The following is a 15,159-nucleotide window of genomic DNA, read 5'->3' as shown; positions in this document are numbered from 1 at the left end:
GTACCGTACGGGAGATCACCGACAAAGCCGTCCGGAACGGCTCAATCCAGGGCGTGCATGTCCCGCTCGACGCGTTCGGCGGCCTTGCGGGCGGCGATCAGCACCGGGTCCCAGACGGGCGAGAACGGCGGCGCGTAGGCGAGGTCGAGGCCCGTCATCTCCTCGACCGTCATCCGGTTCCACAGCATCACCGCGAGGCCGTCCACCCGCTTCGCCGCACCCTCCTCGCCGACGATCTGCGCGCCGAGCAGCCGCCCCGAGCGGCGCTCGACGACCAGCTTGGTGGTCATCGAGGTGGCGTCCGGGTGGTACCCGGCGCGGGTCGTGGACTCGACCGCGACGCTGAGCGCCGCGAAGCCGGCGTCGGCCGCCTCCCGCTCGTTCAGGCCGGTGCGCGCCACCTCCACGCGGCAGATCTTGGAGATCGCGGTGCCGAGCACGCCCGGGAACGTCGCGTAGCCGCCGCCGAGGTTGATCCCGGCGACGCGGCCCTGCTTGTTGGCGTGGGTGCCGAGCGGGATCGCGACGGCCTCGCCCGACACCAGGTGGCGGGACTCCACGCAGTCGCCCGCCGCCCAGACGCGCTCGGTGCGGGTCCGCATGCGGCGGTCGGTGACGACCCCGCCGGTCGCGCCCACCTCGATCCCCGCGTCGCGGGCCAGTTCGCCGCCCGGCCGGACGCCCAGCCCGAGGACGACGATGTCGGCGGGCAGCGTCCGCGCCTCCGTGCGGACGGCCGTGACCCGGCCGGACGCGTCGGTGTCGAAGCCCGCGACCGGTTCGCCGAGGTAGAGGTCGATGCCGAGGCCGCGCATCGCGTCCGCGACGAGCGCCCCCATGTCGGGGTCGAGGGTGGTCATCGGCTGCTCGGCGGCGTCGACGAGCGCGACGTGCAGCCCGCGCATCACCATCGCCTCCGCCATCTCCAGGCCGATGTAGCCGCCGCCCACGACGACCGCGCGGCGCGGCGAGTCCGCCTCCAGCGCGCGGTGGATCGCGATGCCGTCGTCGAGCGTCTGCACGCCGTGCACGCCGTGCGCGTCCGCGCCGGGCAGCGGCGGCCGCACCGGGACCGCGCCCGTCGCGACCATCAGGTGGTCGTAGGGCTCCCACGCCTCCGCGCCGGACGCGGCGTCGCGCACCCGCACCCGCCCGCCCGCCGTGTCGATCTCGACGGCCTCGGTGCGGAGCCGCAGGTCGATGTCGCGGGCGGCGAACTCCGCGGGCGTCCGGGCGATCAGCCGGTCGGCGCCGTCCACGACGCCGCCCACGTAGTACGGGATGCCGCAGGCCGAGTAGGACGCGTGGCGGCCGCGCTCGAACGCGACGATCTCCAGGTCGGCGGCGTCGCGGCGGCGGCGGGCCTGCGACGCGGCGCTCAGCCCCGCGGCGTCCCCGCCGATCACCAGCAGGCGTTCGCGTCCGGCCATGGTCGTCCTCCCGTCACCGATGATCGTTTTTGAGGCTACCGGCCGTCAGAGCCCGTAGACGCGCTCGGCGTTGCCGCGGGCGGCCATCTCCGCGACCCGCCGCGCGTCCCCCGCCGTCCAGGCGCCGTCGTCCACTCCCCCGGCGAGGTGCCCGGCGAGCGCCCGCCTGAACAGGAGCGCGCCGAGGTGGTACAGCTCGGCGAGGCCGTACGCGTCGGACGAGTACAGCACCTTCCCGAACGGCGCCAGCTCCAGCAGCTCGCCCAGCAGGACGTGCGCGCGGTGCCCGAGGTTGTTCATGGCGAGTCCGGCGTCCACGTACACGTTCGGCAGGACCTGCGCCAGGTAGCCCGCGTTGCGGTGGTACGGGTAGTTGTGCAGGAGCATCGCCGGGACGCCCGCGTCGTTCATCGCCCGCAGCAGGTCGACCAGCAGCAGCGGGTCGCCGCGCCGCAGGTCGGCGTCCAGGTCGCCGTACCCGACGTGGAACTGGACGGGCAGGCCCGCATCCACGGCGCACCACACCAGGAAGCGGTGCAGCGGCTCCTCGGAGGCGCGCGGCTGAAGGTGCCGCATGAGCCGTCCGGCGGCCGCCGCGACCTCCGCCTCGGACGGCCGGCGCCCCGGCATCTCCAGCCCCGCCCGGTACGCGGCGACGGACTTGGCCGCGACCACCGACGGGGCGCGCGCCTCGATCCGGGCGCGGACCTCGGCGGCGAACCCGGACGCGGACACCCCCTCGGCCGCGACCTCCTCCGCGACCGTCTCCAGCCGCAGCACCTCGCGGGCGTCCGCCCCCGCCGCCTCCCCCAGCGCGGCCGGGCCGAGGACCGGCCGCGGGGCGTGCCCGGTGTCCACGCACAGGGCGCGCAGGCCGGCCGCCGCGAGGAACCGCCGGTTCACCTCGGCGGCGCCGAGGTCCGCGCGCCGCTCCAGGTAGTCGCCCGGCTCGGCGTGCGCGTCCAGGTCGAGGACGGGCGGGCACCAGCGGCGCAGCGCGAAGCCGATCTGCGAGTCGAACAGGGACGCGCCCGGCGGGCCCGGCGCGTCCGCCTCGGTCAGCGCCGCCTCGAACGCGGCGCGGTCCGTGTCCGCCTCGAACACCCCGTGGCAGTGGTGGTCGACGAGCGGCAGCGACTCCAGGTACTCCAGCACGGCCGGCTTCCTCTCCGCGACATGTCCCGAAGGGAGGCCCTTCCCGGAAACGGCGGGAAGATGTTCCTACGATGCCCTGGTGACCGGGAACGCTCCAACGTCCCGGGCGCGGACTACCCCTGCGAAGAACCGGAGATCGAACGTGGAACAGATCCCAGCGACCCTCGGCGGCAACGACCGCGCCCAGATGGGCGCCCGGGCCGCCGAGACCGCCCGTCGGCTGGCCGGCCAGGACGTCGTCGCCGTCGCGCTGACCTGGGTGGACGTCAGCGGGATCACACGCACCAAGACCGTCCCGGTGGACCGGCTCGAGCACGCCGCCGCGTGGGGCGTCGGGATGTCCCCGGTGTTCGACGTGTACCTGCTGGACGACTCGATCGTCTCGGGGCGGCACATCGGCGGGCCCGTCGGCGACCTGCGGCTGCACCCCGTCCTGGACCGGGTCGTGCCGATGGCCGCGCTGCCCGGCTGGGCGCAGGCCCCGGCCGTCCGGTTCGCGCAGGACGGGACCGTGCACCCCCTGGACGCCCGCGCCCTGCTGTACCGGGAGGTGGTGCGGCTCGGCGAGGCCAGCTGGGAGGCGAAGGCCGCGTTCGAGGTCGAGTGGGCGGTGTCGGCCGGGGACGGCGACGCGTTCGTCCCGGCGGCGCGCGGCCCCGCCTACGGGATGACGCGGATCGCCGAGCTGTCCGGCTACCTGCGGGAACTGCTGGCGGACCTCGCGGCCAGCGGCGTGACCGTCCTGCAGCTGCACCCCGAGTACGCGGCCGGCCAGTTCGAGGTCTCGGTCGAGCACGAGGACCCGGTCGCCGCCGCCGACACGGCCGTCCTCGTGCGGGAGACGATCCGGGCGGTGACGCTGCGGCACGGGATGCGGGCGTCGTTCTCCCCGAAGGTCGAGGCGGACGCGGTCGGCAACGGCGGGCACGTCCACCTCAGCCTGTGGCGGCGCAACCCCGTGGACGGCCCGGCGAACGCGATGGCGGGCGGCGCGGGCCCGTGCGGGATGAGCGCCCACGGGGAGGCGTTCGCCGCCGGGATCCTGCGGCGGCTGCCCGCCCTGCTCGCGATCGGGGCGCCGGCGGTCGCGAGCTACCTGCGGCTCGTCCCGTCCCACTGGGCCGGCGCGTTCGCGTGCTGGGGGCCGGAGAACCGGGAGGCCGCCCTCCGGTTCGTCAGCGGCGTGCAGGGCGAGCGGGACGAGGCCGCGAACCTCGAGGTCAAGTGCTTCGACCCGGCCGCCAACCCGTACCTGGCGCTCGCCGCGCTGCTCGCCGCCGGACGGGACGGGCTCGCGGCGGGGCTCACGCTGCCCGAACCGGTCGGCGTCGACCCGGCGGCCCTCACCGACGACGAGCGCGCGGCCCGCGGGATCGCGCCGCTGCCGGCGTCGCTCGACGCGGCCGTCGCGGCGTTCGAGCAGGACGCCGTGCTGCGGGACGCGCTCGGCGAGGCCGTCGTCGACACGGTCGCGGCCGTCCGCCGCGGGGAGGCCGAGCTGCTCGCGCACGCCACGCCCGAGGAGGTCGCGGCCGCCACCCGCTGGCGCCACTGACGGGATCGACTTCCTCCTCTCCCTGAAGCTGAAGCCGAATCGGAGCATGCGGCGGAACTCGCCCACCCGCAGTCGGCGGTTCTGACGGAGTCCGGATTCCGCCCCGGTCTGCAGGCCGAGGCATCCTCCGGAGGAGCAGGTGAAGGGAGTGAACGCGGCACCGGTGGGCACACGGGATCTGTACGGCCTCCGCGCGTCCTCGCTCCGGGCGGAGCCCGTACGGCCACGTACCCGACCGATCCCGGTTCCACCGATGCCCATCCCGTTCCTCCGCAGGCAGGACCGCGCCGGACGCACGCCGTTCAGCGTCGCGACCGAGGTGCAGTCCACCGTCTACCGCATCGCCCGGCTGTCGATCACCGCCACGGTGGCGTACCTGCTGGCGCTGTACCTGCTGCCCGCGGGCGGGCCGCCGCCGCTGCTGTCGCCGCTGACCGCGCTGCTGGTCGTCCAGTACTCGGTGTACGACACGATCCGCGCCGGGATCCTGCGGGTCTCCGCGGTCACCTCCGGGGTGCTGGTCGCGGTGATGTTCTCCGAGACGATCGGGTTCACCTGGTGGACGCTCGGGCTCGCGATCCTGGCCGCGCTGACGATCGGGCACGTGCTGCGGCTGCGCGAGCACGTCCTGGAGGCGGCGATCAGCGCCATGCTGATCTTCGCGCTGGGCGCGGCCAGCGAGTCCGGGGCCTTCGACCGGTTCATGGAGACGATCGTCGGCGCCGCCACCGGGCTCGTCGCCACGTTCCTCGTCCCGTCGGTGGTGGTGCGGCCCGCCGAGGAGGCGGTGGCCGACATCTCCGAGCGGCTGCGGGAGCTGATCTCGCACATCGCCGAGGGGCTGCGCGGCGAGCGCAGCCCCGGCGAGGCCGTCCGCTGGCAGCAGGAGACCGAGCACCTCGCCCGCGACCTCGCCCGCACCGACCAGGCGCTCGGCGCCGCCGAGCAGAGCGTCAAGCTCAACCCGCGCGCCTGGCGGCTGGTCGACGCGGGCGTCGCGCTGCGCAACGCCATGGAGACCATGGAGCACTTCACGCTCACGCTGCGCGGCCTCACCCGCTCGCTGGTCGACGACGAGCGGCTCGGCCGGCACGGGCGGCTGCTCACCGACCCGGTGCTGCGGCCGCGGCTCGCCGACGCGCTGGCGGGCGTCGCCGACGGGATCGCCGCCTACGGGCGCCTCGCGCGCTCCGACCTGGACCGCCGCGCCCGCCCGTTCAAGGCCGAGCAGGACCTCGAGGTGCGGGTGGACATCGCCCGCGAGCGGCGCGCCCGGCTCGCGCGGGAACTGCACGAGCGGGCCGCCGCCGGGGACCTGTGGCCGCTCTACGGGGAGATCTCGATGGACGTCGACCGCCTCGTCGAGCAGCTCCGCGTCGAGCACCGCGCCCGCGCCCGCGAGCAGTGGCGGCGGCACCGCGGGACGGCCCGCCACCTGCCCGAGCGCCCCGCGAAGGTCGTCCGGCAGGCGGGGTCGCAGCTGCGCCGGGCGGCCGGGTCCGCGGCGTCCGCGGCGGAGGAGCACGCGCGGGAGACCGACGAGGAGCTCCGCCCCCGCCGCCGCCCCCCGGGCACGTAGGCCCCGCCGGGCACGCAGGCCCCGCCGGGCGTGTGGGCACCGCCGGGCGTGTAGGGCCGCCGGGCACGTAGGCCACGCCGGAACCCATAGGCACCGCCGGACGCGTGGGCCCCGCCGGACGCGTGGGCCCCGCCGGGCGTGTAGGGCCGCCGGGCACGTAGGCCACGCCGGAACCCATAGGCACCGCCGGACGCGTGGGCCCCGCCGGGCGTGTAGGGCCGCCGGGCACGTAGGCCACGCCGGAACCCATAGGCACCGCCGGAGCCCGTTCGCGCGCCGCACGCCGCGGGGCGCGGGGCGCGGGGCGCGGGGCGCGGGGCGGCGTACGCCATCGGCAATGCGTGACGCTGCGGTCGCACCCTGCCACACAATCCGGACTGGCCGTTATGTCGCCATACGTCCGCTACCGGCCATCTGGGAGGGGCGCGGTCCCCCGGCGGTCCGCTCCGGCCGCTTCCCCGCGCTCGCTGAGCAGGAACGATCACTCCGCCGCCGCGTCCCCGGTCGGGCGGGCGGCGGCCGCACATCATGACCGGATATAGCGCCATTTCTGCCTCTATGACACCTTGATCACGTCCTCGCGAGGCCGCCCCACCGGCTCCCCCGGCCCCTCGCGGGGGTCCGAGGAGGAAACGCGTGCACCGATGGCGTCACCGGCTCCTGGCAGCCGCATCCACCACCGCACTGGCCGCCGGGCTCCTGACCGCCCTCGCGGCTCCGGCGTCCGCGGACCCGCTGGCCCTGACCAACTTCGAGATGCGCCCCAACGCCTACGGCACCGACCTGCTCGAACGCGCCGACGACATCCCCATGGTCAAGGCGACCGTCACCCAGATCATGGGCGACCTGAACCGGCGGCGGGACCCGGCGGACGGCCCCGCCGTGACGACCGGCGGCGCGTGCAATTCCGACGCGGTGGAGTCCGGCGTGTCGATCCGCCGCAGCATCTGCTTCAACGAGGGCGACAACGAGACGACCGAGTGGTACCCGCAGGGCGTCACGACCGTCGCCGACATGCAGAGCGACCAGCGGTGGGGCGACAGCCCCCAGCAGCTCATCGTCAGCTGGTACGACCACAACGACCTCACCGGCGGCCAGCGGGGCGCCCGCATCAGCTTCGTCGACCGCACCACGGGCGCGTACCGCCACGTGCTGCTCGTCTACCCGAAGCGGGCAGGCGACACCATCGACTACGAGACCGTCCGCGTCTCACAGGATTCGAGCAAAAAGCCCGAATACGACACGGCCCTGCACGCCGGCGGGATCCTCTGGTACGGCGACCACCTGTTCGTGGCCGACACCGCGCGCGGCTTCCGCGTCTTCGACATGCGCCGCATCTACGACCTGGGCGCCTCCGAGAACGGGACGACCGCGGACGAGACGAAGATCGGTCTGATCGGCGACACCTACCACGCGCACTCGTACCGGTACATCATGCCGCAGGTCGGCTCGTGGACCCGCACCGCGGCCACCGGCGAGAAGTGCAGCGCGGACGACGGGTCACCGAACTTCTCCTACGTGTCGCTCGACCGCAGCGGCGTCGACCACCTGCTCGCGGGCGAGTACTGCGACGGCGCCAAGACCGAAGCCGACGGGCGGGTCGCCGCCTGGCCGATGGCGGGCGCGTTCGACGCCGCGGGCGAACTCATGATGGACACCGGCTACCGGTGGAACGCGAACGCCGCCTACAACCTGCCGGCCAGCAACATCCAGGGCGCCACGCGGTTCAACGACCGGTGGTACCTGACGCGCAGCCGCGGCGCCGACAGTAACGGCACCTTTTACACCACCCAGCCGATCACCTCGGCGACCGGCACCCTGAGCATCGCGAGCCAGAAGCCGATCAGCAAGGGCCCCGAGGACCTGTCCCACTGGCCCGGCGGCACTCCCACCGCCCCGACGCTCGGCGAGATGTGGACGGTCGCCGAGCACCCGGGCAGCGACTCGGAGGGCACCGGCCCCGGGCAGCGCATGCTCTACAGCTGGGCGCCCTGACGGCGCGCCGCGGCCGGCCCGGACGCCGCTTCCGGGCCGGCCGCGGGGCGCGCCGCCGTCCGGCGGCCGCAACGCACGCCCCAGGGCCGCCGATGACGGTGCACCGGTCCCCCTCATCTGGAGTCGACGATGACCACCGACCGCCCCGTCGGGCCTCCCCCGCCGTTCGATCCCGAACTCGTCCCCGTCCTGCGGGTCGTCAACGAGTTCTTCGCCCCGGACGCCCTCGCCGACCCCGCCGCCCTCTCGGCGGCGGCCGACCGCCCGTCGTTCATGGAGCCGCCCACGGACGCGTCCCTCGCCCGCGACGGCGCGTTCACCGTCGAGGAGCGCCCGGTCCCCGGCCCCGCGGGCGCACCGGACATCGGCCTGCTGATCTGCCGTCCGGCGGCGGCGCCGGAGCCGGTGCCCGTGCTCTACCACACGCACGGCGGCGGCATGGTCACGGGCGACAACCGGATGGGCCTGCCCGAGATGCTGGACCTCGCCGCGGACGTCGGGGCCGCCGTGGTGTCGGTCGAGTACCGGCTCGCGCCGGGCGCCCCGCACCCCGGCCCCGTCGAGGACTGCTACGCCGGGCTCCTGTGGACGGTCGGGCACGCCGCCGAGCTCGGCGCCGACCCGGCGCGCGTCATCGTCGGCGGCGCCAGCGCCGGCGGCGGGCTCGCCGCCGCCCTCGCCCTCATGGCCCGCGACCGCGGCGGCCCCGCCCTGCTCGGCCAGCTCCTCATGTGCCCCATGCTCGACGACCGCAACGACACCCCGTCGGCCGTCCAGATGGCCGGGCTCGGCGTGTGGGACCGCGCGTCCAACCTGGCGGGCTGGACCGCGCTGCTCGGCGACGCGCGCGGCACCGACGCGGTCTCCCCGTACGCCGCGCCCGCCCGCGCCGCCGACCTGTCGGGGCTCCCGCCCGCGTTCATCGACGTGGGCTCCGCCGAGACGTTCCGCGACGAGGACGTCGCGTACGCCACCCGGATCTGGCAGGCGGGCGGCCGCGCCGAACTCCACGTGTGGGCCGGCGGCTTCCACGGGTTCGACATGATGGCCCCGCAGGCCGCGGTCTCCCGGGACGCCCGCGCCGCCCGGCTCCGCTGGCTGCGCCGGCTGCTCGGCCGCTGAGGGACCTGCCCGTGCGGCTCGACGCGCCGGCCCCGCAGGCCGGTGCGGCCCGCCGCCGTGGCCCGCGTGCGCTGCGGCGCTCAGTCGCCGCCGGGGTGCTCCCGGTAGACCAGGAGCTGGTACCCGGGGACGCTGGCGACGTTGAAGGCGTGGAAGCCGATGGTCAGCAGGCCCCGGTCGGGGTGGCGCAGCACCTTGGTCTCGTGGGTCTTGGGCTGCACGTCGTGGCGCGCCCACAGGCCGGGGAACTCGGGGCTCTCGGCCTCGAGCCGGTCGAGCAGTTCGCGGAGCCGGGCGGGAGCGGCGGCGAAGTCGGCGCTGGCGCGCAGGTTCGCCACGGTCGCCTCGGCGGCGGCCTCCCACTCGACGAAGAACCGGCGGCCCTCGGGGTCCAGCAGGACCATCTCCAGCAGGTTCGCGGTCTCCTCGAAGCCGGCGAACAGCTTCCGCGCCTCGGCGTTCATCGCCAGGACGTCGAGCACCGGATCCAGCACGATCGCGCCGGAGTCGCTCCAGGAGTCCATCAGGTCCAGCAGCTCGGCCGGCACCGGCCGGACCGTCGCCTCCTCGCCGAGGCGGCGGGCCGCACCGGCCAGCGCGTACAGGTGCCGCTCCTCGGCCTCGGTCAGCCGCAGCGCCGCGGAGAGGCCGGCGAGGACCTCTGCCGAGGGGCGGGTCTCCTTGCCCTGCTCCAGGCCGCGGTAGTAGTCGACGCTCACCCCGGCGAGCGCGGCGACCTCGTCGCGGCGCAGGCCGGGGACACGGCGCTCCCCCGCCGCGGGCATCCCGACGTCCTCGGGCGTCACCTTGGCCCGGCGGGTCATGAGGAACTGGCCCAACTCGGCGCGTGGCATGCCCCCGAGGCTACCGCCGGACACGGCGCGGCACCTGGTCGCGGTGGGGGGTCGTATCGCCACCCCCCGGTCCGGCGGAACGGCTTGCAGGCTTGTCGACATGGACACCACGAAGAGCACCCAGCGCCCCGCCCAGGTCGTCTCCGGGACCCCGCTCGCCGGACGCGTCGCCGTGGTGACCGGTGCCTCCAGCGGCATCGGCGAGGCGACCGCCGTCCGCTTCGCGGAACTCGGCGCGAAGGTCGCGCTGCTGGCCCGCCGCGGCGACCGGCTCGACCGGGTCGAGGACCGCGTCCGCGCGGGCGGCGGGACCGCCCTGGCCCTGCCGACCGACGTCACCGACCGCGCCGCCGTCCTCGCGGCGGCCGACCGGGTCGCCGACGAACTGGGCCGCGCCGACCTCGTCTTCGCCAACGCCGGCAGGCAGCTCATCTCCGGCATTACCGACCTGGCCGCGGCGGACTGGGACGCCCAGATCGACCTCAACATCAAGGGCGTCATGAACACCGTCCAGGCGTTCGTGCCGGCCCTGGAGTCGGCCGCGGCCGACGGCCGCGGCGCCGACCTGATCACCACCTCGTCGATCGCCGCCGTCCGGGTCCTGGAAGGCTTCCAGGTCTACTCCGCGACGAAGGCTTACATCACCCAGCTCACCAGGCTGCTGCGCACCGAGCTGGGCCGCAAGAAGATCCGGGTGGCGACGATCGAGCCGGGCATGGTCGACACCGAGCTGCCCGACCACGTCACCGACCCGGCGGCGAGCAAGCTCATGGCCGACCTGATCGCCCAGATCGACGTCCTGTCCTCCGAGGACGTCGCCGAGACGGTCGCGTTCATGAGCGCGGTCCCCAGGCACGTCAACCTCACCGAGATCACCATCCTGCCGACCGAGCAGATCATCTGACGCGTCGAAAGACCGAGGGGGCGGCCCGGCCGGGCCGCCCCCTCGGTCTTCCGCGCGCTACCGCTGATCCAGCCGGTGGCGCAGGCCCGTGTGGCGGCGGCCCGCGCCGGGGGTGCGGACGGCCGCGGCGAGGGCGCGGCGCGAGCCGACGAGGACGACGAGCTTCTTCGCGCGGGTGATGCCCGTGTAGAGCAGGTTGCGGCGCAGCATCGTCCACGCCCCGGTGGTGAGCGGGACGACCACGGCGGGGTACTCGCTGCCCTGCGAGCGGTGGATCGTGATCGCGTAGGCGTGGGCGAGCTCGTCGAGTTCGTCGAACGCGTAGTCGATGGTCTCGTCCTCGTCGGTGCGGACGGTGAGCGACTGGTCCTCGAGGGAGACCTTCGTGACGACGCCGACCGTGCCGTTGAACACCCCGGCCTCGCCCTTGTCGTAGTTGTTGCGGAGCTGCGTGACCTTGTCGCCGACGCGGAACACGCGGCCGCCGTAGCGGCGCTCCGGGGCCGACTCGCGGTGCGGGGTGAGCGCCTCCTGGAGGAGGGCGTTCAACGCGCCCGCGCCGGCGGCGCCGCGGTGCACGGGCGCGAGGACCTGCACGTCGCGGCGGGGGTCGAGGCCGAACTTGCGGGGGATGCGGTTGGCGACGACGTCCACGGTCAGCTCGGCGGCCTCCTCCTGCTCCTCGCAGGGGAACAGGAAGAAGTCGGCGTAGTCGCGGGTGTGCGGGTGCTCGCCGGAGTTGACGCGGTGCGCGTTGACGACGATGCCCGACCGCTGCGCCTGCCGGAAGATCTTCGTCAGCCGGACGCGCGGGATCGTCGCGGAGCCGAGGAGGTCGGCGAGCACCTCCCCGGCGCCGACGGACGGGAGCTGGTCGACGTCCCCGACCAGCAGCAGGTGGGCGCCGCGGGGAATCGCCTTGACCAGCTTGTTCGCCAGGATCAGGTCGACCATCGAGGACTCGTCGACGACGACCAGGTCGGCGTCCAGCGGGTTGTCCTGGTCGAAGGCGGCGTCGCCGCCGGGCTGGAGCTGGAGGAGCCGGTGGACGGTCGACGCCTCGTGCCCGGTCAGCTCGGCGAGGCGCTTGGCGGCCCGGCCGGTGGGCGCCACGAGGACGATCTTGGCGTGCTTCGCGGCGGCGAGTTCGACGACGGAGCGGACGGTGAAGCTCTTGCCGCACCCCGGCCCGCCGGTGAGGACCGCGACCTTGGAGGTGAGGGCGAGCTTGACCGCCTCCTCCTGCTCGGCGGCGAGGTCGGTGCCGGTGCGTGCGCGCAGCCAGGGCAGCGCCCTGCCCCAGTCGACGCCGGCGAACGCGGCGAGCCGGTCCTCCTCCGCGTCGAGGAGCGCGCGGAGGCCGCGGGCGAGCGAGCGTTCGGCGCGGTGGAACGGGACGAGGTACACGGCGGGGATCGTCGCGGCGTCCCCCGGGATCGGCTCCCGCACGACGCCCTCGGCCGCGGCCAGCTCGTCCAGCGCCGGGACGACCAGCTCGCGGGGCACCTCGAGGATCTTCTGGGCGTCGGTGACGAGGTTCGGCTCCGGCAGGAAGCAGTGCCCGTCGTCGGCGGCCTCCGACAGCGTGTACTGGAGCCCCGCCTTGATGCGCTCCGGGCTGTCGTGCGGGACGCCGATCGCCCGCGCGATCGTGTCGGCGGTGCGGAAGCCGATGCCCCAGACGTCCGCGGCGAGCCGGTAGGGGTCCCGGCGGACCGTGTCGATGGACGCGTCGCCGTACTGCTTGTAGACGCGGACGGCCAGGGAGGTGGAGACGCCGACGCCCTGCAGGAAGACCATGACCTCCTTGATGGCCTTCTGCTCCTCCCACGCGTCGCCGATCCGCTTCGTGCGCTTCGGGCCGAGGCCGGGGACCTCGACGAGCCGTTCCGGCTCCTCCTCGATGACCCGCAGGATGTCGGTGCCGAAGTGCGCCACCATCCGGTCGGCCATCACCGGCCCGATGCCCTTGATCATCCCGGAGCCGAGGTAGCGGCGGATGCCCTGGACGGTCGCGGGCAGCACCGTCGTGTACGACTCGACCTCGAACTGCCGCCCGTACTTCGGGTGCGAGCGCCACCGCCCCGTCAGCCGCAGGCTCTCGCCGACCTGGGCGCCCAGCAGCGCCCCGACGACCGTCAGCAGGTCGTCGCCGGCGCGCTCGGCGGCGACGCGCGCGACGGTGTAGCCGGTCTCCTCGTTGGCGTAGGTGATGCGCTCGAGGACGGCCTCCAGGACCGCCCGGGGCGGAGTCGGTGTGGTCACGTCCGACATGATCACAGGCGGGCCGGACGGTCCGCCGCCCCTTCCCGCACCTGTGGACGGCTCGCCGGCGTGACGCCCGCCGCCACCTCGAGCACGCCCGTCTCCGTCGCGAGCGCGGTGACGAGGCGGGCGGGGGTCACGTCGAACGCGGGGTTGAACGCCTGGACGCCGTCCGGTGCGGCGGGCGTCCCGCCCCAGGCCAGGACCTCCTCGGCGGGGCGCTCCTCGATGGGGACGGCGTCCCCGGCGGGCGTCGCGCGGTCGACCGTGCTCCACGGCGCCGCGACCAGCAGCGGGATCCCGGCCGCCGCGCAGGCGAGCGCCACCCCGAGCGAGCCGACCTTGTTCGCGGTGTCGCCGTTGGCGGCGATCCGGTCGGCGCCGATGACCGCCGCGTCCACCAGGCCCCGCATGATCGTGCCCGCCGCGGCGGCGTCGACCTGCACCGTGCACGGGATGCCCGCTTCCCGCAGCTCCCAGGCGGTGAGCCGCGAGCCCTGCAGCAGCGGGCGCGTCTCGTCCGCGTACACCATCTCGACCCGGTCCCGCGCGTGCAGCTCGCGGACGACGCCGAGGGCCGTCCCCCATCCGGCGGTCGCGAGCGCGCCCGCGTTGCAGTGCGTCAGGAGGCGCAGCGGCCGGCGGGGGCAGCGGGACTCGAGCCAGTCGGCGCCGTGCACGCCGATCGCCCGGTTGGCGCGGACGTCCTCGTCCAGGACGGCCTGGGCCTCGGCGGCGACCGCGGCGGCGCCCTCCGGGACGCGGGGCAGGACCCGGTCGACGCCCGCCGCGAGGTTCACCGCCGTGGGGCGGGCCTCCCGGACGCGGGCTATCGCGGCGTCGCGGGCGGCGTGGTCCCAGCCCTCCCGTTCCGCCTGCCGGACGGCGATCGCGACGCCGAACGCGCCCGCGACGCCCAGCGCGGGCGCGCCGCGCACGACGAGCCGCCGGATCGCGTCCACGAGCGCGTCGACGTCCCGCACCTCGAGGTGCTCGACGCGGGCGGGCAGGACGGTCTGGTCCAGCAGCCGGAGGGCGTCGCCCGTCCAGGCGATGGTCGGCACATCGGTGGTCATGGTGTCCATGATGCCTCGGAAGTCGCGTCCGCCCTTACCCCGCAGGGCTTTGCGGCCTCCCCAGAACCATCGCGTGACCTGCGTAAACTTGACATCGATCGAACCGGTGTTCGAAATTATGCGGGAACGGGAACGGGAAGGGGGCGGACGTGGCCGAGGCGGCACTGCGCGACGCGACCGCGCTGCGCGACGCCGTGGCGCCGGGCGCGGCGCGGCCGGCGGTGCCGGTGCTGCCCGCGCTCCGCGCCGTCCTGCCCGGCGGGCTGCGCGCGGGCTCGCTCGCGGGCCTGGACGGGCCCGGCGCGGCGTCGCTGGGCGCGGCGCTGGTGGCGGGCGCGTCCCGGCACGGCGGCGCGGACGGGACGGGCGGCTGGTGCGGCGTCGTCGGCCTGCCCGCGTTCGGGGTGCGGGCCGCCGCCGGGATGGGCGCCGCCCCGGAGCGGCTGCTGCTGGTGGACGAGCCCGGCGACCGCTGGGCGGACGTGGTGGCGGCCTTGGTCGAGGCCGTCGACCTGGTGCTGCTGCGCCCGCCGGACCGGCCGGACCCGGCCGCCGTCCGGCGGCTGTCGGCGCTCGCCCGCCGGCACGGCGCGGTGCTCGCCCTGGCGGGCGCGCCCGCGTGGCCGGGCGTCCGGCTGCGGCTGCGCATCGACGCGCCGTCGTGGGAGGGCCTCGGCGCGGGGCACGGACGGCTGCGGGGGCGCCGCGCCGAGGTCGTCGCCGAGGGCCGCGACGCGCCGCGGGGGCGCCGCGCCCGCCTGTGGCTCCCCGCCCCGGACGGCACGGTGGCCCCGGACACCGCGCGTCCCGCGCTCCAGCTCGTCGGCGAGCCCGCCCGGGTCAGCGAGGGCGCCCCCGTCCACCGCCCGCCGCAGCGAAGCGACGCGCCCGCACCGGGCCGAGATGCCGCCCCGAGCGCTCCCGTCCCCGGAGCCGAGCAGGACGTCCCCGTCGGCACGCGCATGACAGCCGCCGGGACCGCCGGAATCGCCAGTGCCCAGACCTTCCAGGCAGCAGGGACCGTCCGGCCCGCCAGAACCAGCCGGGGCGCCGGGACCAGCCGGGGCGCCGGGACCAGCCGGGCCGCCGGCGCCGCCGGAAGCTCCGGGGCCACCGGAACCGCCGGCGCCGCCCGGACCGCCCTGGCCGCCGGAACCTGTGGGGACGGCGGGTCCAAGGCGGGCTCGGGGGGTCGGGGAGCGGGCGGCGCCGGCGGTTCCGGTG

At 75.6% G+C, this 15,159-nt stretch carries 11 protein-coding genes; 6 read left to right on the top strand and 5 right to left on the bottom strand.

The window, feature by feature from the left end:
• Window positions 1-41 precede the first annotated feature (41 nt).
• Window positions 42-1,430: an FAD-dependent oxidoreductase gene (locus DMH08_RS09520; RefSeq protein WP_125613101.1), complete on the bottom strand. Its 1,389-nt coding sequence runs from the start codon at window positions 1,428-1,430 to the stop codon at window positions 42-44.
• A gap of 45 nt (window positions 1,431-1,475) precedes the next feature.
• Window positions 1,476-2,585, bottom strand: coding sequence for an amidohydrolase family protein (locus DMH08_RS09515; protein ID WP_034520943.1), 1,110 nt, complete (start codon window positions 2,583-2,585; stop codon window positions 1,476-1,478).
• Between the two features lie 142 nt (window positions 2,586-2,727).
• On the opposite strand from DMH08_RS09515, the gene DMH08_RS09510 reads away from it, so the two are divergent.
• The 4 genes from DMH08_RS09510 (at window position 2,728) to DMH08_RS09495 (ending at window position 8,836) form a co-directional block, all read left to right on the top strand.
• The gene (locus DMH08_RS09510) at window positions 2,728-4,140 is read left to right on the top strand and encodes a glutamine synthetase family protein (RefSeq protein WP_199747706.1); all 1,413 of its coding nucleotides are present in this window, start codon (window positions 2,728-2,730) and stop codon (window positions 4,138-4,140) included.
• A 253-nt stretch (window positions 4,141-4,393) separates the two neighbouring features.
• Window positions 4,394-5,719: an FUSC family protein gene (locus DMH08_RS09505; protein WP_125613099.1), complete on the top strand. Its 1,326-nt coding sequence runs from the start codon at window positions 4,394-4,396 to the stop codon at window positions 5,717-5,719.
• Window positions 5,720-6,355: 636 nt separating this feature from the next.
• Window positions 6,356-7,714, top strand: a complete 1,359-nt coding sequence (locus tag DMH08_RS09500; protein WP_199747705.1) for a hypothetical protein — start codon at window positions 6,356-6,358, stop codon at window positions 7,712-7,714.
• Window positions 7,715-7,843: 129 nt separating this feature from the next.
• Window positions 7,844-8,836, top strand: coding sequence for an alpha/beta hydrolase (locus DMH08_RS09495; RefSeq protein WP_125613097.1), 993 nt, complete (start codon window positions 7,844-7,846; stop codon window positions 8,834-8,836).
• A gap of 80 nt (window positions 8,837-8,916) precedes the next feature.
• On the opposite strand, the gene DMH08_RS09490 is transcribed toward DMH08_RS09495, so the two are convergent.
• Window positions 8,917-9,690, bottom strand: a complete 774-nt coding sequence (locus tag DMH08_RS09490; protein ID WP_034520945.1) for a helix-turn-helix domain-containing protein — start codon at window positions 9,688-9,690, stop codon at window positions 8,917-8,919.
• Window positions 9,691-9,790: 100 nt separating this feature from the next.
• Between DMH08_RS09490 and DMH08_RS09485 the strand changes: the two genes are divergently transcribed.
• Window positions 9,791-10,594, top strand: a complete 804-nt coding sequence (locus tag DMH08_RS09485) for an SDR family oxidoreductase (protein WP_125613095.1) — start codon at window positions 9,791-9,793, stop codon at window positions 10,592-10,594.
• Between the two features lie 57 nt (window positions 10,595-10,651).
• Here DMH08_RS09485 and recD2 read toward each other — a convergent pair whose 3' ends face one another.
• On the bottom strand, window positions 10,652-12,859 hold the full coding sequence (gene recD2, locus DMH08_RS09480; RefSeq protein WP_425248276.1) for an SF1B family DNA helicase RecD2: 2,208 nt from the start codon (window positions 12,857-12,859) through the stop codon (window positions 10,652-10,654).
• 11 nt (window positions 12,860-12,870) lie between these two features.
• Complete coding sequence (gene mtnA / locus DMH08_RS09475) at window positions 12,871-13,935, bottom strand: S-methyl-5-thioribose-1-phosphate isomerase (protein WP_125613093.1); 1,065 nt, start codon at window positions 13,933-13,935, stop codon at window positions 12,871-12,873.
• A 149-nt stretch (window positions 13,936-14,084) separates the two neighbouring features.
• Between mtnA and DMH08_RS41540 the strand changes: the two genes are divergently transcribed.
• Window positions 14,085-15,159 (top strand): hypothetical protein (locus tag DMH08_RS41540; RefSeq protein WP_233617501.1); only part of this gene is annotated, 1,075 nt, incomplete at its 3' end.

This window comes from Actinomadura sp. WAC 06369 (assembly GCF_003947565.1).
GTDB lineage: Bacteria > Actinomycetota > Actinomycetes > Streptosporangiales > Streptosporangiaceae > Spirillospora > Spirillospora rifamycini.
Note: the sequence above shows the minus strand (reverse complement) of the source record. Positions and strands in the feature narration are given on the sequence as shown.

Excerpts from the sequence above, each read along its gene's own strand:
- DMH08_RS09485 (WP_125613095.1), top strand. The coding sequence starts at position 9,791 with ATGGACACCACGAAGAGCACCCAGCGCCCCGCCCAGGTCGTCTCCGGG.
- DMH08_RS09490 (WP_034520945.1), bottom strand. The coding sequence starts at position 9,690 with ATGCCACGCGCCGAGTTGGGCCAGTTCCTCATGACCCGCCGGGCCAAG.
- DMH08_RS09495 (WP_125613097.1), top strand. The coding sequence starts at position 7,844 with ATGACCACCGACCGCCCCGTCGGGCCTCCCCCGCCGTTCGATCCCGAA.
- DMH08_RS09505 (WP_125613099.1), top strand. The coding sequence starts at position 4,394 with ATGCCCATCCCGTTCCTCCGCAGGCAGGACCGCGCCGGACGCACGCCG.
- mtnA (WP_125613093.1), bottom strand. The coding sequence starts at position 13,935 with ATGACCACCGATGTGCCGACCATCGCCTGGACGGGCGACGCCCTCCGG.
- DMH08_RS09520 (WP_125613101.1), bottom strand. The coding sequence starts at position 1,430 with ATGGCCGGACGCGAACGCCTGCTGGTGATCGGCGGGGACGCCGCGGGG.